Here is a 25,422-nt window from a genome sequence, read left to right on the forward strand (position 1 = left end):
CCCTTTATTACTGCTGATAAATAGTTTGCTTACTGGTCGGGGAAGTTAACAGAGCTCTCCATTGCCTTTTTTACTATAGTATTTATATCTGTTTTAAATGAATTTTTTAGAGAATTAATTAAAGAAGATTTAAAAGTAAAACTTTTATAAAAGAATATTATTTAGGATTATTTATGGAAAAAAACTATTCGTATAAACAAAAAAAAAGTAATTTTAGTAATTTGTTTTTAAGCTTTTTAGTATTAGTAGCTGTTCTTTTTTCTAATGAAAGTACTTATGGGCAGGATTGTTCTTTAAATGCTGGAATACCTATTACAATTTGTGAAAATAGTCCACTGCTTTTAAGTGGTGTAGTGGGAGGCAATATGGTAAGCCATAAGTGGACTCAAATAGCAGGCCCATCGGTGCTTATTCAAGATCCCAATAGTGCTGTAACGTCAGTTTTAGGTGCTGTTGGAGGTAATGTCTACAGATTCCGTTTATCTGGAGTGTGTTCGATAGGAACAACTTCTCAAGATGTTACAATCACGGTCAATCCAATAACAATAGCCAAAGCGGGAACAAATATAGAAGGCTGCCCCGGTACCTATCCGCTGTCAGCGAATTCTCCTTTGAATCCCGGAGAAACAGGAATATGGGTAAAAAATGGCTCAGATAATGCTGGTGTAACAATAAATAATCCAACTTCGCCTAATGCAACAATAACATTATCTTCAAGTGCTGCAGGAAGTACACAATTAAGCTGGAAAATTAGTTCTTCTTCTTGTTCATCATCGTCATCAATAACAGTAACAAATTATGGGGGTGAAGTAATTGCAAATGCGGGTCCTGATCAAACTTTATCAGAATGCTACACCAATACACAGTCTACAATTTTAAATGCATCAATAGGAGGAAATGGAACAGGAAAACAAGAAGGGACATGGTCGTTTGTGTCAGGCCCTGCTGTGCCAACAATTACAAATCCCAATAGTGAAAATGCAGCGGTTTCTGATCTAATAGAAGGTCCTTATGTTTTTAGATGGGCAGTTCAAGGTCCGTGTGTGCTTGGCTCTGACACCGTAACTATTAATGTGCCGCCAGCGACACAAGATGTTACAGATGCAGAAGGAATAAATAGAACTCAATCATTTTGCGATAAGTCAATAACTTCAACAGTTTTACAAGGAAACATTCCCCTGTATGCTGGAGAAACGGTTGAGTGGAGTACAAATTCAGGAGCAACTATAGTTTCTCCAAATAGTTCAACTACACTTATCACAGGATTAGATTTTAACACTAAGGGCACTTATACTTTTATTTACAAAATTAAAGGCAATAGTGAAGTCAATCCAAAATGTGAAACTCAGTCGACTTTTACGGTGCAGTATGTTAGTAGTCCAACTGCGCTTATCTTAAACAATGGTGTTAGTACTGTTGTTCTGCCAGTAAACGTTACTTCCGGAAGCATACCAATGAGTTCTACAGGCGGTAATGACAATCAATATATATATTTGAAAGGCCCGGATGATGTTATGCCTTCTTTAAATTTTGATGAAGGTAATCTTAATTTTTCTAATTTAACAAAAGCGGGAACCTATACTTTCAGAGTTAGAAGATACACAAGTGGCAGTTTTGCTATTGGCTGTTTAGAAGCATTTGCTGATATAAGTATAGTTGTTTCATTAAGTCCTGAACCGTCAAATGCGGGTACAAAAGTTGCTTTACTTTGCGGCGTTACCACAACTCAATTATCAGGTAATAATCCAACCTTGATGACTACGTCAGGCTTGTCTGGTTACTGGTCGCAAGTAAGTGGTCCCAATGTGGCAAGTTTTGATGATATAAAAAAAAATAATCCTAATATAAGTAATTTGATTTCAGGTGTATATGTTTTTAGATGGAATATATCTGGGGGAATAAATGCAATTGACACTTTCAGTGAAACATCAATAACAGTATCGCAGCCGCCTTTTTCAAATGCAGGAGAAACACCTGTTACAGCATGCGCAGGCAGTTATTTTCTTGATGCTGCTCCGTTAATAGAGGGGCAAACTGGACATTGGACGCAGCTTGGGGGGGCTCCAATTGTTACAATTGTAAATCCAGCAAGTCCGCAAACATATATAAATGGAATGTTGCCAGGCGGTACATATACTTTTAGATGGACTGTGACAGCTGCTGGTATAAATTGTACTCCTTCATGGAGTGATGTTGTTGTTAACACTATAGCTACATTTTCGCCGTCTCCTGCTGTGGCAGGATCTGATTTTTGTCTGCCTTCGGGAACAACTAGAACAACATTATCTGCTGCTAATGCTGTTAATGGCACTGGTACTTGGGCCCAAATAGCAGGATCTTCAGTTTCTATTGTAAATCCTAATTCTGCTGATGCAGCAATTGAAGGTTTAACTGATGGTATTTATAAGTTTCAATGGACTACCGCAGCTGATCCACTCAATTCCTCACTTTGCACTAGCTTTTCTGACACTATAACCATAACGGTAGCTGCCGAACCAAAATCTATAGGCGGAACGGATCAAGACGTTTGCGGAAATATAGTTATTATGAATGCAAATGTCCTTACAACAGGTTTAGTAGGAACATGGGTTCAGGTTTCAGGAGATAGTTCCTGGTCTGTTGATGATATAAATAATCCAAAAGCAGTGTTTAGTAATTTAGCAGCTGGAAATTATGTTTTTAAATGGGTAGTTAGAAGAGGAACTTGTGACTCTGATTCCTCTGAGGTAAGTTTTAAAGTAAGTTTACCCCCTACTGTTGCAACGGTATCAACTGGGTCTGTGGATGTATGTGATACAAAGATAAATTTAAACGGAAACACTATAACTTCCGGAGCAGGAACCTGGCAGGTAGTTTCAGGCCCTAATAATCCGGTATTTGCTAATGCAAATATTGGCAATACTGCAGTTTCAGGGCTTACAACAGGAACTTATTTATTAAGATGGTCTAGTACAAATGGTCCAGGTTGCGCAACATCAACAGCAGATTTAACATTAAATGTAAATGCTCCTGCAGACGCCGGACCAGATCAGGTACTTTGTAATGCAACTGAAATTATGTTACAAGGCACAAAAGGATCTACAGGCATCTGGACTGTAAATTCCGGAAATGGTGCAACAATTACACCACTTTCTTCTTCTACAGCAAGAGCAACAATTGTACCCGGAAATAATTATGCGTTTCAATATAGTATATCAAGTGCAGATGCCGGAAGTTGTGGAGCGAGTAGTGATATAATGACAGTAACAAATAGCGCTTTACCTACAACACCTAATGCAGGAATTGACCAGGAAATTTGTTTATCGGAAGGAAATTCAATTACATTAAGTGGTAATTCAATCACTTCAGGAAGTGGTATATGGAGTAAAGTGAGCGGTCCTGTTGGCGGAACAATATCCTCAAATAATTCAAATAGTACAACAGTTATAGGATTAACAGAAGGTTTGTACATTTTTAAATGGACAGCAGGGTATGACAGTTGTAATAATTTAAGTGATGTAATTAGAGTAAATGTGTATGGGCCTCCAAGTGCAGCTGATGCCGGAGCAGATCAAAGTGCTTGTCAGTTAGGCGCCCAGCTTGATGCTGCAGCACCTACAAGTGGCATTGGAACTTGGACGTTAACAGCAGGTCCATCTCTAGATGGAATTATTATCGACAGCCCAAATGATCCAAAATCGACATTATCCTTTTCTAACCCATATTTATTGCCAGTAGGTACTTACACTTTTACATGGACAGTAAAAAATGGTACTATTTGTGCTGTAAGTACAGATACTGTAAATATTACATTTACAGGAGCACCTCCAACACCTGCAAATGCAGGTCCTGACCAGAATTTATGTAATGCTACTACAGCAGTAATGAATGCTAATCCTGTTAACCCGGGAACGGGAACATGGACTCAGGTTTCGGGGCCAACAACAGCTATTTTCTCTAATAGATTTAGCGCACATTCCACTGTATCAGCTTTGACAAATGGAACTTATGAATTTAAATGGTCGAGTTCTAATGGCGCAGGATGTAATCTGGAAGATACGATTCTTGTTACAATTAATCCAGCTATCGCAGCTGTGAATGCAGGTCCGGACCAAATATTAGCAGAATATAGTACTGTGACTATGGCGGCGACTGATCCTGCGCCAAATACAGGCTCATGGTCATTTGTATCAGGACCAAATACTCCATTTATTTTAGATGTTAATAGTCCTACTACACAAATTGCAGGAACTATTCCTGGTAAATATGTTTTTAAATATACCGTTTCAAATAGCTCATGTGCTGTTGATGCTGATACTGTCGAAATTACATTAATCGGTCAGACAGATTTAAGTTTAGCTAAAATAGCTGATATTGCATCTCCTAGAGTGGGAGACATAGTAACTTTTACAGTTGCTGTTACAAACAATGGGAATCGCGATGCAACAGGAATTGCAGTAAGAGATAATTTACCGGCTGGTTTTACTTTAATTACAGGAAGTGTTTCTAATCAGGGGAATTATAATGCCGGAGGAAATGCAATAAACTGGTCTGGATTATCAGTTGTAAACGGAGCTACGTTAAATTTAACTTACAAAGCTAGAGTAAATGCTGCTACAGGAACAGCTAATGAATATACCAACACAGCTCAAATAACGGCTAGTGATCAGGTTGATCCAAATTCAACACCAAATAATGATATTCCAACAGAGGATGATCAGGATTCTCTAACGCTTACACCAATTCCAAATGTTGATTTAGCGATAACAAAAAGAATAAGTAATGCTACGCCAGATGTGGGATCTACAGTTCAATTTACAATTGAAGTTGTAAACAACGGACCTAGTAACGCTACTTCAGTAGTAGCAACTGATGCTTTGCCAACAGGTTATACTTTTGTTAGTGCTACTGCAGGAACAGGTACTTATAATAGTACAAATGGGCGATGGAATATAGGAAATTTGGCAAATGGATCAAGAACTACCTTAACAATTACTGCGAGGGTAAATGCAACAGGAAATTATACCAATACAGCAACTGTAACCAGAGCTGAGATTGATACAAATGCGACTAACAATACCAGCAGTGTTTCCAGTACCCCAAGAGCGATTGCAGATTTAAGTTTAACAAAAACGGTAAGTGCAGGACCATATAATGTGGGGAGTAATGTTACTTTTACAGTAACGGTTACTAACGCCGGACCAAGTGCAGCAACTTCTGTAAGTGTACTTGATTATTTACCTTCAGGTTATACGTATGTGAGTCATACAAGTGCAGGAACAACATATTCTAATGCTTCAGGTTTCTGGAATATAGGGAATTTAGCAAATGGTGCTTCAGCAGTGTTGACTGTTGTTGCCAGAATTAATGCAACAGGTGATTATAGAAATGTTGCCGAAGTAGTACATTCTAATGAATTTGATCCTGATTCAACACCCGGAAATAACAATCCAGCAGAAGATGATCAACAGCAGGTTGTTATTGTACCAGTTCAGTTAGCTGACTTAGAAGTTACTAAAACTGTAGATGTTACAACTCCAAGAGTAGGCGATAATATTAAGTTTAGAATTACATTAAGAAATGTTGGGCCAAGTGATGCAACAGGAGTGACTGTAAATGACTTATTACCTACTGGTTATACTTTTGTAAGCTATACTTCGACCAATGGAGCTTATAATGCAACTAATGGAAATTGGACAATTTCAGGAAGTGTTGCAAATGGAAAAACAGAATATTTAGATATTACAGCTAAAGTAAATCCTATAACAGGAACAGCTAATGAATTTAGAAATACTGCAAGTGTAACAGCAAGTAATCAAACGGATCCAGTCCCTGCGAATAATACTTCAACGGTAACTACTGTTCCAACAGCTTTAATTAATTTAGCACTAACTAAATCGGTAAATAATATTAGTCCGTTAGCAGGATCAAATGTGGTGTTTACCGTAAGAGTTTCAAATGCGGGACCAAGTAATGCGACAGGAGTGCAGGTTAGAGATTTACTTCCTAACGGATATACTTATGTTAGTTCGACAGTTTCAAACGGAACTTATGCCAATGGAACTGGATTATGGACTATTGGAACTATTATAAATGGAGCTTCAGCAGTTTTAAATGTTACGGCTACAGTCAATGCAACAGGAAATTATACCAATGTTGCCGAAGTTATCAGTGCGAATGAAACAGATGTAAATTCGACACCAAATAATAATGTTTTAACAGAAGACGATCAAGATGAAATCGCAATATCTCGTGGTTCATTAGTAGATTTAAGCTTAGTTAAAACAGTTAATAATAATACGCCTAATGTTAATGATATTGTAACCTTCAGGATTACGGTAAACAATGCTGGGCCAAGTGATGCAAAAGGAGTTGTAGTTACAGATAAATTGCCTTCAGGATATTTATTTGTTAGTGCTGCTCCATCTGCCGGAAGTTATAATAATACACCAGGTTCATGGACAGTTGGAACTCTTGCAAACGGAGCAACAGCTACTTTAGATATTCAGGCTCGGGTATTGCCAACTGGTAATTATAATAACGTGGCAGAAGTTACAGGAGCTGATGAAGTAGATAGCAATTCTACTCCGGGGAATAATGACGATACAGAGAATGATCAAAGCGAAGTTATTGTAACTCCTGTACAAATTGCTGATTTATCTGTGAATAAAATTGTTGATGTAACTGTTCCAAAAGTGGGCGATAATGTAGTGTTTACAATTGCAGTTTCAAATGCAGGACCAAGCAATGCTACTGGTGTTGTTATTAGAGATTTGTTGCCTTCTGGTTATGAGTTCGTAAGTGCAGTTCCAACTGCAGGGATGTATAACAGAACAACAGGAGACTGGACAGTTTCAAGACCAATTATTGCAAATACTTCTGAAACTATTCAGATAACTGCTAAAGTTCTGAAAAATGGCAGTTATGTAAATAATGCTGAGGTAATTGCAAGCGATCAGCAGGATCCGGATTCTACACCAAATGATGGAACCGGAGATGATTTTTCAACAGTAACAACGACACCTTCTGCATTAGTAAATCTTGCAGTTGTGAAAAGAATAAATAATGCAGCTCCAGATGTAGGATCTACAGTGGTATTTACAATTGATGTTGTAAATAATGGGCCAAGTGATGCTACAACTGTGGTTGTAAATGATAGATTACCTACTGGTTACGCTTTTGTAAGCGACGATGCAACAGGAAACTACGACAATGTCTCAGGAAACTGGATAATAGGTAACCTGGCAAGCGGAATAAAAAGAACTTTAAACATTACTGCTGCTGTAAACCCAAAAGGTAATTACCTTAATACGGCTACAGCAACCAGTACTGAAACGGATGGAAATCCTGGGGATAATACATGTGAAGTTTCCAGTACTCCAAGAGCGATTTCTGATTTGAGCTTGTTAAAAACAGTTGCAAATGCCTCTCCAAATGTTGGCGAAAATGCAGTATTTACTATTGTGGTAACCAATAATGGTCCAAGTAATGCGACAGGAGTCGTAGTTACAGATCAATTACCATCAGGATATTCGTTTGTGAGTGCAACGCCTTCAGTAGGAACATTTGATAGTAATTCCGGAGGCTGGTCAGTAGGCAGTTTAGCAAACAGTGCTAGTGCTAGTTTAACTATTATTGCGAGAGTTTTAGCTACAGGAAATTATAACAATGTTGCTGAAGTAACAGGTGCTGATCAATTTGATCCGAACTCAATACCTGGAAATAATAATCCATTAGAAAATGATCAGAGTACTGTAGTGGTTACTCCGGTTAATGTATCAGATTTAGTTACAGTAAAAACAGTTTCGGCTGTCACTGTTGCAGGTATTTCTGCGTCAAGACCAAATGAAGGTGATACTATTAGATACAGTATTGTGGTTACAAATAACGGTGGTCCTACTAGTGCTACAGGTGTTAGTTTAACAGATATTCTTCCTGCAGGTTTAACTTATGAAAGCCATACAGTAACTGCTGGAACTTATAACTATGCGTCTGGAGTATGGACTATTGGAAACCTGGCAGTTAATGGTACAGCTGCTTTAGAAATTACAGCAAAAGTAAATGCGGGTACTAAAGGTTTAACTATTATCAATAGAACAACTGCGGCTAAAGGAGATCAAACAGATCCTACGACAGCTGGAGATGATTTAGAGGAAACAATTGTGGTTAGTTTACCACCAATTGCTGCAAATGATATTAGTAATGGTAATACAACAAATCAGCCTTCAACTCCATTAAATATTCTAACAAATGATAGATTAGGAGATGGAACTTTAGCAACTCCTGCCAATACTATTGTTGATTTAAACCCTAATACACCAGGAGTAGAAACAACAATTATAGTACCAGGAGAAGGAACTTGGAATTATGATCCAGCAACTGGTTTAATTGTATTTACACCAGAGGCAGGATTTACATCAGACCCAACGCCATTAGTTTATAAATTAACAGAAACACAAACGGGCTTAAGTGACACTGCGACTATAACAGTTACTTATGTGGCTCAGGCACCAATAGCCTATAATGATTTAAGCAGTGGAAATCCTGTAAATACAGCAGTAACAGTAAATCCATTAGCAAACAAAGGTTCTGGAAAAGATGCAGACCCGGATGGAACTATAGATCCTTCAACGGTTCGTTTGTTGAGTCCATCAGGAGCAACAGCTATCGTAACAGATTCAAAAGGAATTACAAGTTTTGATGTTGCGAATGAAGGAAAATGGAGTGTTAACCCGGTAACTGGTGCAATTACGTTTACGCCATTGCCAACGTTCCATAAAGATCCAACGCCTATTCAATATAATGTAAAAGATAATGATGGCAATGTATCTAATAATGCAACAGTAACTATAGATTATGTGCCAGTTGCAGCAAATGACAGAAATACGACACCGGGAACACCAGGTTTACCAGTGACAATAAATGTTTCTGGAAACGATACAGCAGGAGATACAGTTAATGTATCGACAGTAGTATTAAATGCGTCAAGTGTTTTTGGAGGAATTCAGGTATCTCCTCAAGAAGTTTCTGTAGCAGGAGTTGGTAACTGGATAGCTGATGCTCTTGGAAATGTAACATTTACTCCGGAAGCAGGATACACAATTGACCCTCCGGTAATTAGCTATACAATAAGAGATAATCAAGGGAATAGTTCAAATACAGCTACTATCACAATAGATTATGCTCCAATCACTTCGCCTGATTTATCAATTGGAAATCCAATTAATACGCCGGTAGTTGTTGATGTTACAGCTAATGATACGACAGGAGATTTAGTTGATCCAACGACAGTAAGTTTGGTTAATCCTGGAAATGGAACCAACATTGTACAGGATCCAACGGGAGATATTACCAGCATCACAATTCCTGAAGAAGGAAGATGGAATTTAGATCCTGTTACTGGAAAAGTAACATTTACTCCAAATCCTGGTTTTATTACAAATCCTACACCAATTAATTATAATGTTAGAGATCATCAGGGTAATCAATCTAACAACAGCTTGATAACTATCAGAGTGATACCTCAGGCTGATATGGTTGTTACTAAAACTAATCATACAGACAAATATATTCCAGGAACAAATAGTGTTTATACTATTACGGTTAAAAATAATGGTCCGGCGGCAGCGACAAATGTAGTAGTGCTGGATGATATAGCTGACCCAGTACTTAAGGCAGTAACGACATGGTCAGTTGTTGGAACTGGAGGCACAATATTGCCCTATGCAAGTGGAGCTGGAGGTCTTAATTTTAATAACGCAACAATTAGGAGTATAAATACAGCGGAAACGGTTACCTATACAGTAACAATTGCAGTTCCAAGCAGCTATACCGGTAAGATTGTAAATACAGCAATTGCAACATCTGCTGTTCAGGACCCTAATGTTAGCAATAATGCTCAAACAGATATTGATACTGCAAACCCATTAGCCGAGATAGTGCTTACAAAAACAATTTTAACTGCAGCTCCTCATAGAATTGGAGATAATGTTGAGTTTTTAATTACAGCAGTAAATAATGGCCCAAGTGATGCTACGGGAATAAACATTGTAGATAAACTGCCAAGCGGTTATACTTTTGTTAGTGCAAGACCAAGCAATGGAACTTATAATGCATCGAGTGGTTTATGGAATTTAGGAGGTTTAACCAATACTTCTAATGCTACATTAACTGTAATTGCAAGAATTAATGCGACGGGAAATTATACAAATGTTGCTGAGGTTACTAAAGTAGATCAATTAGATCCAAATGGAGTTATCCACGGGAATAACACGCCTAACGAAATTGATCAGTCAGATGTGACGATTGTTCCGGTTAAAATAGTTGATTTGGTTACCACAAAAACAGTTGATAAATCAAATCCAAATAAAGGAGACATTGTACAGTATACAATAACTGTTGTAAACAATGGTCCGAGCACAGCGACTGGAGTAAATCTAACAGATAATTTACCTGCAGGATTAGTTTATGTATCGCATGTAGCAGCGGGAGGAACGATAAATATGTATGCTGGTGGAGTTTGGAATATTGGAAACATAAACATTGGATCTTCTGCTGCATTATTAATCAATGCAAGAGTTACTGCAGCAGGAACGGTTAGTCAAACGCCTATTGTAAATACAGTTACATCTGCAGCTGGAAATGAATCCGATCCAACAACTGCTGGAGACGATTTAACAGAATCAATTATTGTAACAAGTTCAGACTTAGTAACTGAAAAAACAGTAAGTAAATCAAATCCTAGCGAAGGGGAAACGATTAATTACAGCATTAGGGTTACGAATAACGGTCCAAGTGATGCAACGGGAGTTCGTTTAACCGATATTCTTCCAATTGGAGTTACTTACGTGAGTAACAATCAGGGAGCTGACTATAATTATGGCTCTGGTATCTGGACTATAGGAGATCTTGCAAACGGAGCGACCAAAGTTTTAGATATTAATGTGTTAATTAATTCTGGCTCAGCAGGAAAAACGATTGTCAATACAACGACTGCTGCCAAAGGAGATCAGTCAGACCCATCAGCTGTTGGAGATGATTTAACAGAAACAATCATTGTTCAGAACGGTGCTGATGTTGTATTGAAGAAAGTAGTGAATAATAGTACACCTAACATTGGAGAAACGGTAACTTATACTGTGACGGTAACCAATAAAGGAACAACATTAGTAACAAACTTGGTAGTAAAAGATGATCTGCCAGCTGGTTTAACGTTTGTTTCAGCTACTCCAGGAAAAGGGGTATGGACAACTCCAAACTGGACAGTAGGTACATTACAGCCAGGTGAAGAAGGATCTATCGAGATTAAAGCACTTGTTGGTTTAGATCAGGGAGGGAATGTATTAACCAATACAGTATCTAATACGCAGGATCAGTTTGATGCCAACAGAACTCCTGATTATCCTACTGAGACTATAACAGTTACGAACTTAGATTTAGCCGTTGTTAAAACAGTAAATAACGCGACACCAAATGAAGGTGAGGTTATTAGATATACTATCAGAGTAACAAACAATGGTGCTAATGATGCAACCAATGTAAGTTTAGTAGATAAATTACCTGTAGGAGTTACTTATGTAAGCGATGCACTTTCAGCAGGAAATTATAACAATGGCTCAGGATTATGGACAATTGGTAATTTAGTAAATGGTGCGGTTGCAACCCTTACAATTGATGCAAGAGTTAATGCAGGAACTTATGGTACAACGATAACCAATACAACAAGTGCAGTAAAAGCGGATCAGGCAGATTCTAATCCGGCAAATAATATTGCTAGTGTTGCCATTGTGCCAACAGCATACATAGACTTGAGTTTAACGAAAGATATTGTTGGAAATATTATCAATCCAGCTGTAGGCGATGTAATCACTTTTGAAATAAGAGTGATGAACGATGGGCCTACAAAAGCAACGGGAGTAGAGGTAGTAGATTTAGTACCTTCCGGGTATAAATTTATCAACTATAGTTCAACTATTGGTACTTACAGTCCTTCAACAGGTCTTTGGAAAGTAGGTTTTGTAGAACCAGGAAATACGGCAGTTTTATTAGTTGATGTAAGAGTTCTAGATACTGGAGACTATATGAACTGTGCAGAAATTACCAAAGTAAATGAGCCGGATATCGATTCTACTCCAGGTAATGGTAATGTTTCAGAAGATGATTATGCTTGTGCATCTGCATCGCCTAATCAATCTTTAGGCTTGGCAGTTGTTAAGACTATCTTGAAAAATGTTACAAATCCAAAAGTAAATTCGCAGATTTCATTCGAGATTCAGTTAACAAACAATGGAGATATAGACGCAACAGGTGTTGTGGTATCAGATTTACTTCCTTCTGGCTATAGGTTCGTAAATTATAGTTCTACTAGAGGAGTTTATGATTATGTAACGGGAGACTGGATAGTAGGTAAGATATTAAACGGAGAAACGGAGATTTTGATTGTTGATGTTATTGTTAACGAATCTGGAAACTATCAAAATTGTGCAAGTATAAAAGCAATGCACCAGACAGATATTGATCCATCAAACAATCAAAGTTGTATTACGGCATCTCCAATAGCTCTAATAGATTTAGAATTGACTAAAGAAGCTGATATCTTAAAACCAATTGCTGAAACTAATGTTGAATTTACCATAACATTATCAAACAAAGGACCTAGTAAAGCAACAGGTGTTGAGGTAAAAGATTTACTTCCGTCAGGCTTCAAATTCGTAAGTGCTGTTACAGCTATCGGAACTTATGATGCAGTTACTGGAATATGGAAAGTAGGAACTATTGATACCAATGCCTTACAAATATTAAAAGTAACAGCTAATGTACTGCCGACAGGTGATTTTACAAATGTTGCAGAAGTTATGGCAGCAAATGAAGATGATGTAGATTCTGCTCCTGGAAATAATAAACTGCAGGAAGATGATCAGGATGCAGTATCATTAGAACCACAGGTTTCTTTAATGATTCCAGAAGGATTTACGCCTAACGGAGATGGTATAAATGATGTTTTTGAAATAGAACATTTACAAGTATTATATCCAAACTTTAGTATAGAGATTGTAAATCGATACGGAAACCTTGTGTATAAGTACAAACATAATGGAGACAAGTTTACAACGCCATTATGGTGGGATGGTTATTCAACAGGAAGACTTAATGTCTCTGGAGGTATGCTTCCGGCAGGAACTTATTTCTATACTATTCACTTCAACAACAACGAAAGAAATCCGCAGACAGGCTGGTTACATTTAAAAAAATAAAAGTATTCTTTAAGAAGAGAAGATAGTAAAAAACCTTTTCTCTCCTTTCAAAAATTAAACTCGTTTTTATGAAAAAAATTGAAATACTAATTGGATTTTTTGTTTTGATATTTTCCACCACTACTCTTTCTGCTCAACAAGATCCGCAATATACTCAATACATGTATAACATGAATGTTATAAATCCGGCTTATGCCGGTTCAAAAGGATTTACCACTATAGGCATCTTAGGAAGAACACAATGGGTAGGAGTACAAGGTGCACCAAAAACAGCAACATTATCTATAAATGGTCCTGTTGGAAAAAATGTGGGATTAGGATTTTCTGTTATCCACGATGAAATCGGACCTGTTAAAGAAGATAACACATATGTTGATTTCTCATATACTTTAAATCTTTCTGAAGAAGATAAGTTCGCATTTGGTATTAAAGCAGGAGCAACATTTTTGAATATAAGAGAATTTACCACAGTAGATCCAGACCCATTAAATGCACCAATAAGTCAAGTTGCACCTAATTTTGGTGTTGGTGTAATGTATTATAATGATCGTTTTTATGCCGGTTTATCTGTACCAAATTTTATCGAATCAAGATATCTTGACAAGAAAAACGGAATTTATTCTTCGGCTTCAGAAAAAGCACATTTTTTCCTTACTTCCGGATATATTTTTGATCTAAATGAAGACTTAAATTTAAAGCCTTCTACCATGTTTAAAGCAGCGGCAGGAGCACCTCTTTCAGTTGATTTGTCTTTAAACTTATTAGTGCAGGAAAAAGTAGAATTTGGACTCTCACTGAGATTAGATGACTCTGTAAGCGCTATGGTGGGTTACAATATAAGTCAGGATATGAGAATTGGATATGCTTACGATTACACTACTTCTAATTATGGTGTGTTTAATTCAGGCTCTCATGAGATTATGATATTATTTGACTTGTATAAGAAAAAAATAAAAAGTCCTCGATTCTTCTAGATAAAAAATAAGATATGAAAAAAATTACTTTAATTATAGTATTGTTATTTGGAGCTGGAGTTTATTCTCAAAATTACAATATCAAAAATATAGATGCCAATACTAAATACTCTGATTTTGGTGTGAGTTATTATGGTGAAAACATTGCAATATATGCTTCATCAAAAAAGACCAAACAATCGATAAATAAAAAATGGTATTTAAACAATCAGCCATTTTTAGATTTATATAAAGCAACTGTAACCAATACAGGTGAATTTGCAGAATCTGAATTGTTTTCAAAAGACCTGAATACTAAGATGCATGAATCTAATGTAACCTTTACAAAAGATTTAAAATCAGTATATTTTTCCAGAGATAACTACAATAGTAAAAAGTATAAGACAGACGATAAAGGCTGGGTTTTAATACAATTATATAGAGCCGATGTTGACGCTGATGGAAATTGGAAAAATATAGCAAAACTGCCATTCAATAGTGATCAGTTTGATACAGGGCATCCTTCATTAAATGCTGACGATTCCAAGTTGTATTTTACTTCAAACAGGCCAGGTTCGATGGGACTTACTGATATTTGGGCCGTAGATATAAATAAAGATGGCAGTTATGGGGAACCTTATAATTTAGGACCAGAAGTGAATACAGTAAAAAACGAAATGTTTCCTTATATTGACGCAGATAATGTACTTTATTATTCTTCGGATGGTAAAAAGGATGGAAACGGCGGTTTAGATATCTATGCTCTAAAAATTCAGGATAAAAAAGGGGTAGGAGAAGCAGTTAACTTAGGTTTTCCAATAAACAGTGCCAAAGATGATTTCTCTTTAGTTTTTCAAAATGGCAAAAAAACAGGTCACTTTTCTTCTAACAGAGATAGCGGAAAAGGAGATGATGATATCTACTTTTTCGAAGAATTAGTTAGCCCGATTGCTGCAAAATGTAAGCAGTTCGTTCAGGGGACTGTTCGTGAAAAAGAATCAGGAGCGCTTTTACCAGGAGCTTTGGTAACATTATATAATGCAAAAGGAGATAAAGTAGAAAGCACAATTGCCGATAAATTTGCTATTTTTAATTTTAAAGTAAATTGTGATGCTTCATACAAAGTAACCGCTGTAAAGGATTATTATGATATGGACGAAAAGACTTTTGCTTCAACAAACGAAGCAAATTTGGAGCTTGCCCTTAATCTGGATTTAACTTCGGGTGAATTTGTTTATGTAAGAGGTAAACTAATGGTGAAAATTAATCCAGTATATTTTGATCTGGATAAGTCGTTTATTCGGACTGATGCACAGCTGGAACTTGAGCGGGTAGTTAGAATTATGCAGAAATACCCAAAACTGAAAATCAATTTAGTCTCACATACCGATAGTAGAGCTCGCGATTCGTATAACTGGTCTTTGTCTAATAGAAGGGCGAAATCGTCTAAAAACTGGATTGTTAGACAGGGAATTGATCCGGCTAGAATCAAAGCTGATGGTTTTGGTGAAACAGAATTGGTCAATAAATGTTCAAACGGCGTTATTTGCTCCGAAGCAGACCATCAATTAAACAGGAGAACTGAATTTATAATTACGAATCCCGAAGTAATCAGATAAAAATAGGCAGTGTAAATCCATTGCATGAAAAGCCATAACATAAAGCGCATTAGTTAGTAAATCAATTAATAGGAATTGCAGTTTTAAGTTGGGTTTGCAAAACTAAGTATAGAAAAAGTTAAGCTGCATTTTGTAATTAAATTAAGCTGCTGTTTATTGATTTATTTAATTGCTTTCCAAAGACAAAAAATGGAAATTTTTGAAAAAAAAATCTAATGTGACAGCATATAGTTCTTGAAAACATTTTTTTATATCCCTATATTGTTAGTTCTACTTTTTTACTCATTTTAACTTTGGATGTGCTAATTTAGCATGGAGTTCAAGTTGAGAACTAAACCTTAACTTTAGAGCATGAAAGGGAACCGCAAGATTTATGGCCGCAATTTTAAAGAGAAAGCTGCCCAATTAAGCTGCCGCAGAATTACCAAGAATCTGGAATAGGAAATTTTCCCGGAAAAGGAAAATTAAAGCTTGGCCCCAGTCAGGAAAAAGGCCATGAGCTAGAAAAAAAACACAGAATTCGAGCGTGATATTCTAAAAAAGCTTTAGGCATCTTTTCCAAGGGAGGCCGATAATTTATCTTTTCATAAAAGGCCATAAAAACACTCATTCGATCGAAAAGATGTGCAGAGCTTTAAAATCCAGGCCAAGCAGCGGCCATAAATCAATGCATCAAAATTTGGCATAGCAAAAGAAGGCATTGGGCTTTGAATCACAAAACAATTGACGAATTCAATAGACTAATTACAAAAATGCAGCTTAACTTTTTCTCCAGTTTTTTTGCATATGCAGTTTGATATTAGTCTTTTTTTTTGCTGCATAGCAGTTAGTATTGTTTTTTGTCAAAAATGTTTTTTTGGTACTAACTAAGTGCTGTAATACTTGCTTTAATCGGCGTTATAAGGGTATTTTTGCAATTTAAAATTATGCGTTTAAAGTAGTTGTATTTGCATTGACTTATTTCTTTATTGCTTTTGGTTTGTTTAATGAATTATGGCTTTTAAAACAGATTTTTTTCGCTTTTCACTAAAAATATATTGACTTTTTAAATACTTAAAATATAAAAAAAACTGTAGACTAATTAAGGCCCTACTGTTTTTTATATTTTAAATTATTATTGACGTTGTTTTTGTTAACGATTTGCGTGGTTAACTTTTTTTAATTAATTATATCAAAAAAATGAGTAGTTTTTTTAAATTTATTTTAAGTTTCTTTTTTTTCTTATTAGCTACTTTTACAAGTGTATTTGCTCAATGTTCAACAGCTTCCTTTACAGTTGCAAAAACTAACGGAACTTGCTTTGCGAATGGATCTATTTCGGTTAATGTTCCAGCATCAGTAAATTGCAATGGTTGGCGTGCGGAATTGAGAAAAGTTTCCGATGGAAGTGTGGTGGTGCAATCAGTTCCAGTTTTAGGAGGTGTTGTTGTTTTTAATTCGTTGCAGCCAGATAATTATAATGTTGCTTTAACAAATGGTTTGTCAACTATTTTGTATTCTGGGAATCCTGTCATTATAACTTCTTCTTATGTTCCAGTTGTTATTACATCTAGTAGTAAAGCTCCAACTTGTAGTAAACTTGGAACTTTATATAGTCCTGATGGAACTCTTACTGTAAACGTAGCTAATGGTATTGGACCTTTTAGATATGACGTGATTTCTGTTTTAGGCTCTCAATCTTTTCTTTCACAAGGCGCTACAGCTGCAGATAGAACTCACACTTTTTTAGGAATGGATGCTGGCGAAACAGTCTCTATCTCTGTTACTGATTTGGGTAATGGTCAGTCTGGATGTTCATATACCGTGAAGCAATCTCAAGTGATTGCTTCTAATAATGCTACTCCATTGTCTTTTGGAGGTAGGTCTTTTAATTTTATAAGAGATTGTAGTTCTGGAAAATGTGATGAACCGATTTTGTATGTTAATTTGTCTAATTATACTCCGGCTGGTCTTACAACTTTGAAACAACCAGGTAATTCAACTATAACTATTGGTGGTGTTTCATATGATTTGAGCTATGATGCTAATAATAGGGTTTTTTACGATTCAAGTATTTCAGGTCGGCCTAAGTTGGTTAATGGCTTAGATGTAAAAGTTAGTTTTAATGACGGTTGTAATGTTATTACTAAAACTTCTAAAGTGGCAATGAATAATAATTATTTGATTACTGGATTTGCGACAGTTCCCGATTTGTCAAGTTGTTCTGTAAGGTATCAGATTCAGGTTTTGGGATATGAGGATTTGGATGGAAATAGAAATATTTATTATTGTAATAAGAATAGTCTGGTTTTTGAAAGAAGAATTTCAACAAATCCAGATGTTTGGCATGTTTTAGATAATACTGAAGTTTTGCCTGGAGGAGTTTATCCTGCTGATAACCCTTTGAATGTGACCGGCGAGCTTACTTCTGCGCTCGCCAATTCAAACACGTTATGGACTGTTGCTAGTCCGGGACTATATAGAATTACGGCTTCCGATAATTGTCATACAGTTACTAGGCTAATGAGTGTCACTTCTACTGGGAACGCTTTTGATGGATTTTCTGTCAGCGAAGGCACTTCTGTAATAGAGGGTACTTCGTCTATAAGAATTCAACAGCCAAACGCAGCTTTTCAGAACCCTGTGTCAATAAAAATTTCTCGTCTTGATGGTCAGTCAAGTGTTGTTGTTAATGCAAGTCAGCCTGGTTCGCTTTCTGCATCTTATAATGTTGATTTTCCAATTGTAAGATCATATAATTCTGTTAATGGTAATATTACGGTAATAAGTGATTTGCCTATCGGTGATTATATTGTCGAGATAAGTGATGGGTGTACGGTTGTTAATGGTTTGAGTAAGACATTTAATATAAAATTGAGTAAGCCTACTCATTATAATCCTACATTTACAGTTATTGACGGTTGCATTAATTCAAGTAATATAGATTATAATTTAAATCCGTCTAATATTGGTTTTCCTGTTAATGTAGCCTTGTATAAAAAAAATGCTTCAGGCGGTCTTGGCGCTTTGGTTGCAAATAGTGCTTCTTCTGGTACAGTTAATTTTTTTAAAGGTAGTTTCTCAAATTTGTCTTCTGGGGATTATTTGATAAGATTTACTAATGTTCAGGCCATCGGCGGTGTTCAATCTTATTCTGCTTGTTTGAAAAAATCAGGACCTTTTGAATACTTGTATCCTGTTACGGTAAAACCTTATGTAGCTCCTTCTGCTAAGGTTTCAACAGTGCTTTGTGATTCCACTGGAGGTATTGCTATAGTTACTTTATCTTCCGGTACTGTTGTCTATCCATTAACTATTAGTTTGTATAGTAATTCAAATCCTGCGACTCCTTTGCAAGGACCATTTAACATCCTTAGTCCTCAAAACTCTTATACATTTTCTAATATTCCTTTGGGAAGCTATTTTGCTAGAATTAGTGATAGCTGTATTTCTTTTGATCAATCTTTCGAATTGACGAATGTGGCTAGTCTTCCTAGTGCAAATGCATCTAGGTCTATAGTTTGTCCAAATAGTCCTATATCTTTAAATTTCATAGACGGTTCCGCAAGCTTATATGATGTTACATGGAAAGATGATAAGGGAAACATAGTCGGCAGTGGTTCGCCTATCTCTGTTAGTCCTGCGGTGACAACGGTATATACTGCTGATTTTTCCCTTAAGCCTAGTTTAGGTTGCGGAAATAAGGATCATTACAGTTCTAGTGTTACAGTTGAAGTAATTCCTGATCCAATTTTAACATTAAAAGTATCAAATATTGATTTATGCGATCCTAATTCTAATAAAAGCATTACTATATTTAATACTCAAGATAGCAGGTTTCTTTATGAAATTCTTTCTAGTTCTGGTAGCTCATTTATCCCTCGCTTAATTGCTAATGGGAATGGAGGAGATTTAGTTATTGATTTGCCTAGTTCATTAATTTTAAATAAAGGTGATTTATTTAGAGTGAAGGTTATTGGAGGAGATGAATCTTGTAGTGGGTTATTATTAAATAATGTAAATGTTTTAAAAGGCACTTTCCCTGCGGGTGTGGTTTGTCCGACTTTTGTTAGTAATAAAGTCAGCTGTTTTGCAGAAATTCCTAATAAAAATAAAATAACTAAGCAAGAATTTCTGGCTTTAGGTAATGGTGATGGTAGATTAGATTTTACAACTTGTGGTATTATTGAAATTTCAGCCAGTAATTCCACTCTTCCTAATAGTTGTTCGGGTTCTGTAACTAGAACATATACCTTGAATGAGTATGATGATACAAATGGAAATGGGATTCGTGATTCTAATGAAAATGTAATACTTAATACTGTTAATTGTTATGAAAATTTTCAAGTTGAAGATAAAATTGCTCCTGTTTTTGTAGAGGCATTACCGACTGATGTAGTTGTAGATTGTGATGCAGTTCCAACAGCAGTAACACTAACGGCTACGGATAATTGTGGTACAGCTCTAGTAACGTACAATGAAGTAAAAACAGTAGGACGTTGTACTGGTTTTTACATTTTATATAGAACCTGGACAGCGACCGATGAATGTGGAAATGCTTCCACGCATACCCAAATTATCTATGTAGGGGATAACACTAAACCTGTTTTTGTGGAGTCATTACCGAGTAATGTAACAGTAGAGTGTAGTGCTATTCCGATTGCAGTCACACTAACGGCTACGGATAATTGCGGTACTGCTACAGTGGCTTACAATGAAGTTAAAACAGCTGGAAGCTGTTCTGGTTCCTACACCCTTGACAGAACTTGGACGGCAACCGATGAGTGCGGAAATTCAACTGCGCATACCCAAACCATCACGGTTCAAGATACCACTAAACCTGTTTTTGTAGAGGCATTGCCTGCTGATGTAACAGTGGAGTGTAGTGCTATTCCAACAGCAGCGACACTAACGGCAACGGATAATTGTGGTATTGCTACAGTGGCTTATAATGAAGTAAAAAGAGCTAGTTCTTGTCCAGGTAGGTATGTACTAGAGAGAACATGGGTAGCAACGGATCAATGTGGGCAATTTAGGGATTATACCCAAACGATCACCGTTGTGGACTTCACCAAACCTGTTTTTGTAGAGTCATTACCTGCTGATGTAACAGTGGAGTGTACTATTCCAACAGCAGCGACACTAACGGCAACGGATAATTGCGGTACTGCTACAGTGGGTTACAATGAAGTTAAAACAGCGGGAAGCTGTGCGGGTAATTACACCTTGGATAGAACTTGGACAGCAACGGATGAGTGCGGAAATTCAACTGCGCATACCCAAACCATCACGGTTCAAGATACCACTAAACCTGTTTTTGTAGAGGCATTGCCTGCTGATGTAACAGTGGAGTGTAGTGCTATTCCAACAGCAGCGACACTAACGGCAACGGATAATTGTGGTATTGCTACAGTGGCTTATAATGAAGTAAAAAGAGCTAGTTCTTGTCCAGGTAGGTATGTACTAGAGAGAACATGGGTAGCAACGGATCAATGTGGGCAATTTAGGGATTATACCCAAACGATCACCGTTGTGGACTTCACCAAACCTGTTTTTGTAGAGTCATTACCTGCTGATGTAACAGTGGAGTGTACTATTCCAACAGCAGCGACACTAACGGCAACGGATAATTGCGGTACTGCTACAGTGGGTTACAATGAAGTTAAAACAGCGGGAAGCTGTGCGGGTAATTACACCTTGGATAGAACTTGGACGGCAACCGATGAGTGCGGAAATTCAACTGCGCATACCCAAACGATCACGGTTCAAGATACCACTAAACCTGTTTTTGTAGAGGCACTGCCTTCTGATGTAACAGTGGAGTGTAGTGCTATTCCAACAGCAGCGACACTAACGGCAACGGATAATTGTGGTATTGCTACAGTGGCTTATAATGAAGTAAAAAGAGCTATTTCTTGTCCAGGTAGGTATGTACTAGAGAGAACATGGGTAGCAACGGATCAATGTGGGCAATTTAGGGATTATACCCAAACGATCACCGTTGAGGACTTCACCAAACCTGTTTTTGTAGAGTCATTACCTGCTGATGTAACAGTGGAGTGTAGTGCTATTCCAACAGCAGCGACACTAACGGCAACGGATAATTGCGGTACTGCTACAGTGGGTTACAATGAAGTTAAAACAGCGGGAAGCTGTGCGGGTAATTACACCTTGGATAGAACTTGGACGGCAACCGATGAGTGCGGAAATTCAACTGCGCATACCCAAACGATCACGGTTCAAGATACCACTAAACCTGTTTTTGTAGAGGCACTGCCTTCTGATGTAACAGTGGAGTGTAGTGCTATTCCAACAGCAGCGACACTAACGGCTACGGATAATTGCGGTACTGCTACAGTGGGTTACAATGAAGTTAAAACAGCGGGAAGCTGTGCGGGTAATTACACCTTGGATAGAACTTGGACAGCAACGGATGAGTGCGGAAATTCAACTGCGCATACCCAAACGATCACGGTTCAAGATACGACCAAACCTGTTTTTGTAGAGTCATTACCTGCTGATGCAACAGTGGAGTGTAGTGCTATTCCAACAGCAGCGACACTAACGGCAACGGATAATTGCGGTACTGCTACAGTGGGTTACAATGAAGTTAAAACAGCGGGAAGCTGTGCGGGTAATTACACCTTGGATAGAACTTGGACAGCAACGGATGAGTGCGGAAATTCAACTGCGCATACCCAAACCATCACGGTTCAAGATACCACTAAACCTGTTTTTGTAGAGGCACTGCCTTCTGATGCAACAGTGGAGTGCAGCGCTATTCCAACAGCAGCGACACTAACGGCAACGGATAATTGCGGTACTGCTACAGTGGGTTACAATGAAGTTAAAACAGCGGGAAGCTGTGCGGGTAATTACACCTTGGATAGAACTTGGACAGCAACGGATGAGTGCGGAAATTCAACTGCGCATACCCAAACCATCACGGTTCAAGATACCACTAAACCTGTTTTTGTAGAGGCACTGCCTTCTGATGCAACAGTGGAGTGCAGCGCTATTCCAACAGCAGCGACACTAACGGCAACGGATAATTGCGGTACTGCTACAGTGGGTTACAATGAAGTTAAAACAGCGGGAAGCTGTGCGGGTAATTACACCTTGGATAGAACTTGGACAGCAACGGATGAGTGCGGAAATTCAACTGCGCATACCCAAACGATCACGGTTCAAGATACCACTAAACCTGTTTTTGTAGAGGCACTGCCTTCTGATGTAACAGTGGAGTGTAGTGCTATTCCAACAGCAGCGACACTAACGGCTACGGATAATTGCGGTACTGCTACAGTGGGTTACAATGAAGTTAAAACAGCGGGAAGCTGTGCGGGTAATTACACCTTGGATAGAACTTGGACAGCAACGGATGAGTGTGGAAATTCAACTGCGCATACCCAAACGATCACGGTTCAAGATACGACCAAACCTGTTTTTGTTGAGTCATTACCTGCTGATGTAACAGTGGAGTGCAGTGCTATTCCAACAGCAGCGACACTAACGGCAACGGATAATTGCGGTACTGCTACAGTGGGTTACAATGAAGTTAAAACAGCGGGAAGCTGTGCGGGTAATTACACCTTGGATAGAACTTGGACGGCAACCGATGAGTGTGGAAATTCAACTGCGCATACCCAAACGATCACGGTTCAAGATACCACTAAACCTGTTTTTGTAGAGGCATTGCCTTCTGATCTAACAGTGGAGTGCAGCGCTATTCCAGCAGCAGCGACACTGACGGCAACGGACAGCTGCGGTACAGCCACAGTGGCTTACAATGAAGTTAAAACAGCTGGAAGCTGTTCTGGTTCCTACACCCTTGACAGAACTTGGACGGCAACCGATGAGTGCGGAAATTCAACTGCGCATACCCAAACGATCACGGTTCAAGATACCACTAAACCTGTTTTTGTAGAGGCACTGCCTTCTGATGCAACAGTGGAGTGTAGTGCTATTCCAACAGCAGCGACACTAACGGCAACGGATAATTGCGGTACTGCTACAGTGGGTTACAATGAAGTTAAAACAGCGGGAAGCTGTGCGGGTAATTACACCTTGGATAGAACTTGGACAGCAACGGATGAGTGCGGAAATTCAACTTCTCATACCCAAACGATCACGGTTCAAGATACGGCCAAACCTGTTTTTGTAGAGGCACTGCCTTCTGATGTAACAGTGGAGTGTAGTGCTATTCCAACAGCAGCGACACTAACGGCAACGGATAATTGCGGTACTGCTACAGTGGGTTACAATGAAGTTAAAACAGCGGGAAGCTGTGCGGGTAATTACACCTTGGATAGAACTTGGACAGCAACGGATGAGTGCGGAAATTCAACTGCGCATACCCAAACCATCACGGTTCAAGATACGGCCAAACCTGTCATATTGCAAACTGTAGGTGAGTTAGATGTGGTATTAAAATGTGCTGATAAAGAAGGTCTTACAAAAGCATTAAAATTAATTCCTACTGCAATTGATAATTGTTCTACAAACTTAAATTTACATTTATTAGAGGACAATACAATAAATATTAATGGTAATTGTGATTATATAAGGGAACGTAAATGGAATGTAAGTGATGATTGTGGTAACGTAAGTTCAGATTTTATTCAAACAATTACAATTGAAAATGAATCATTGCCTGTCGCACCAATTATTCTTGCTACTGATGATTATGTTGATTCTATTGATGGCATTAATGGTGTTAGAGATGTTATCAATGTTCTAAGTAATGACTTTATTGACTCGGTTAGTGCTAATGCAGAAAATGTAAAAATTAAAGTGATTATACCCGATGAAACTGGAAGTATTTCATTAAATAACGATGGTTCTGTAGATTTAAATGCTGGAACTCCAGTCGGCAAGTATACATTGGTATATGAAATATGCGCATCAGAGTCTACATCAGTTTGTGATCAAGCTATTTTAACGGTTAATGTTATTGCTCCGAAAATTGTGGCAACTAATGATAATTTCGTTAATGATCCTATTGATTCATCAAAGGGAGCTGTTTTGGATGTTTTATCGAATGATATAATTAATAATGGATTAGCTAATAGTTCACAACTAAACTTATCTATTGTGTATTCTGATGGATTGAAGGGGCTTGTAGTTGATTCGTCGGGTAAAATTATTATTCCAATAGGTAGTCCTGTAGGAAATTATAATTTGAAGTATACTATCTGTGATGTTGTAAATATAAACAACTGTTCGACGGCTACAGTTTCTATTGTAATTAAAGACCCATGTGATTTTAGTGATATTTCTTCTTCATGTGATATTTTAGTTCATAACGCCTTTTCACCTAATAGTGATGGTATCAATGATTCTTTTATAATTGATAGAATAGAAGATTATCCAGATAATAAGGTTGAAATTTATAATCGTTGGGGAGTGTTAGTTTTTGAAATTTCCGGTTATAACAATAGCTCAAAAGTTTTTGTAGGATTATCTCAAGGGCGTGTAACTATTAATAGAAATGAATTACTGCCAAATGGAACGTACTATTATGTTATTAAATACAAAAATAATAGTAGCAGTGGAACTGTCAAAGAGAAATCAGGATTCTTATATATATCAAGATAATTATTATATAGGCTGATTAGTATGATCACCAATTTAAAAAAA

The 25,422-nt window shown here is 37.4% G+C and carries 4 protein-coding genes; all 4 read left to right on the forward strand.

The annotated features are described in order from the left end of the window. Window positions 1-173 precede the first annotated feature (173 nt). Window positions 174-13,232, forward strand: a complete 13,059-nt coding sequence (locus M0M44_RS11605) for a PKD domain-containing protein (protein WP_248729904.1) — start codon at window positions 174-176, stop codon at window positions 13,230-13,232. A gap of 68 nt (window positions 13,233-13,300) precedes the next feature. Next, complete coding sequence (locus tag M0M44_RS11610) at window positions 13,301-14,206, forward strand: PorP/SprF family type IX secretion system membrane protein (RefSeq protein WP_248729905.1); 906 nt, start codon at window positions 13,301-13,303, stop codon at window positions 14,204-14,206. A 14-nt stretch (window positions 14,207-14,220) separates the two neighbouring features. Further along, complete coding sequence (locus M0M44_RS11615; RefSeq protein ID WP_248729906.1) at window positions 14,221-15,804, forward strand: OmpA family protein; 1,584 nt, start codon at window positions 14,221-14,223, stop codon at window positions 15,802-15,804. Between the two features lie 1,179 nt (window positions 15,805-16,983). After that, the gene (locus tag M0M44_RS11620; protein ID WP_248729907.1) at window positions 16,984-25,380 is read left to right on the forward strand and encodes a T9SS type B sorting domain-containing protein; all 8,397 of its coding nucleotides are present in this window, start codon (window positions 16,984-16,986) and stop codon (window positions 25,378-25,380) included. Window positions 25,381-25,422: the final 42 nt, after the last annotated feature.

The sequence above is a fragment of the Flavobacterium humidisoli genome, assembly GCF_023272795.1.
In the GTDB taxonomy this organism is placed as follows: domain Bacteria; phylum Bacteroidota; class Bacteroidia; order Flavobacteriales; family Flavobacteriaceae; genus Flavobacterium; species Flavobacterium humidisoli.

Excerpts from the sequence above, each read along its gene's own strand:
- M0M44_RS11605 (WP_248729904.1), top strand. The coding sequence starts at position 174 with ATGGAAAAAAACTATTCGTATAAACAAAAAAAAAGTAATTTTAGTAAT.
- M0M44_RS11620 (WP_248729907.1), top strand. The coding sequence starts at position 16,984 with ATGAGTAGTTTTTTTAAATTTATTTTAAGTTTCTTTTTTTTCTTATTA.
- M0M44_RS11610 (WP_248729905.1), top strand. The coding sequence starts at position 13,301 with ATGAAAAAAATTGAAATACTAATTGGATTTTTTGTTTTGATATTTTCC.
- M0M44_RS11615 (WP_248729906.1), top strand. The coding sequence starts at position 14,221 with ATGAAAAAAATTACTTTAATTATAGTATTGTTATTTGGAGCTGGAGTT.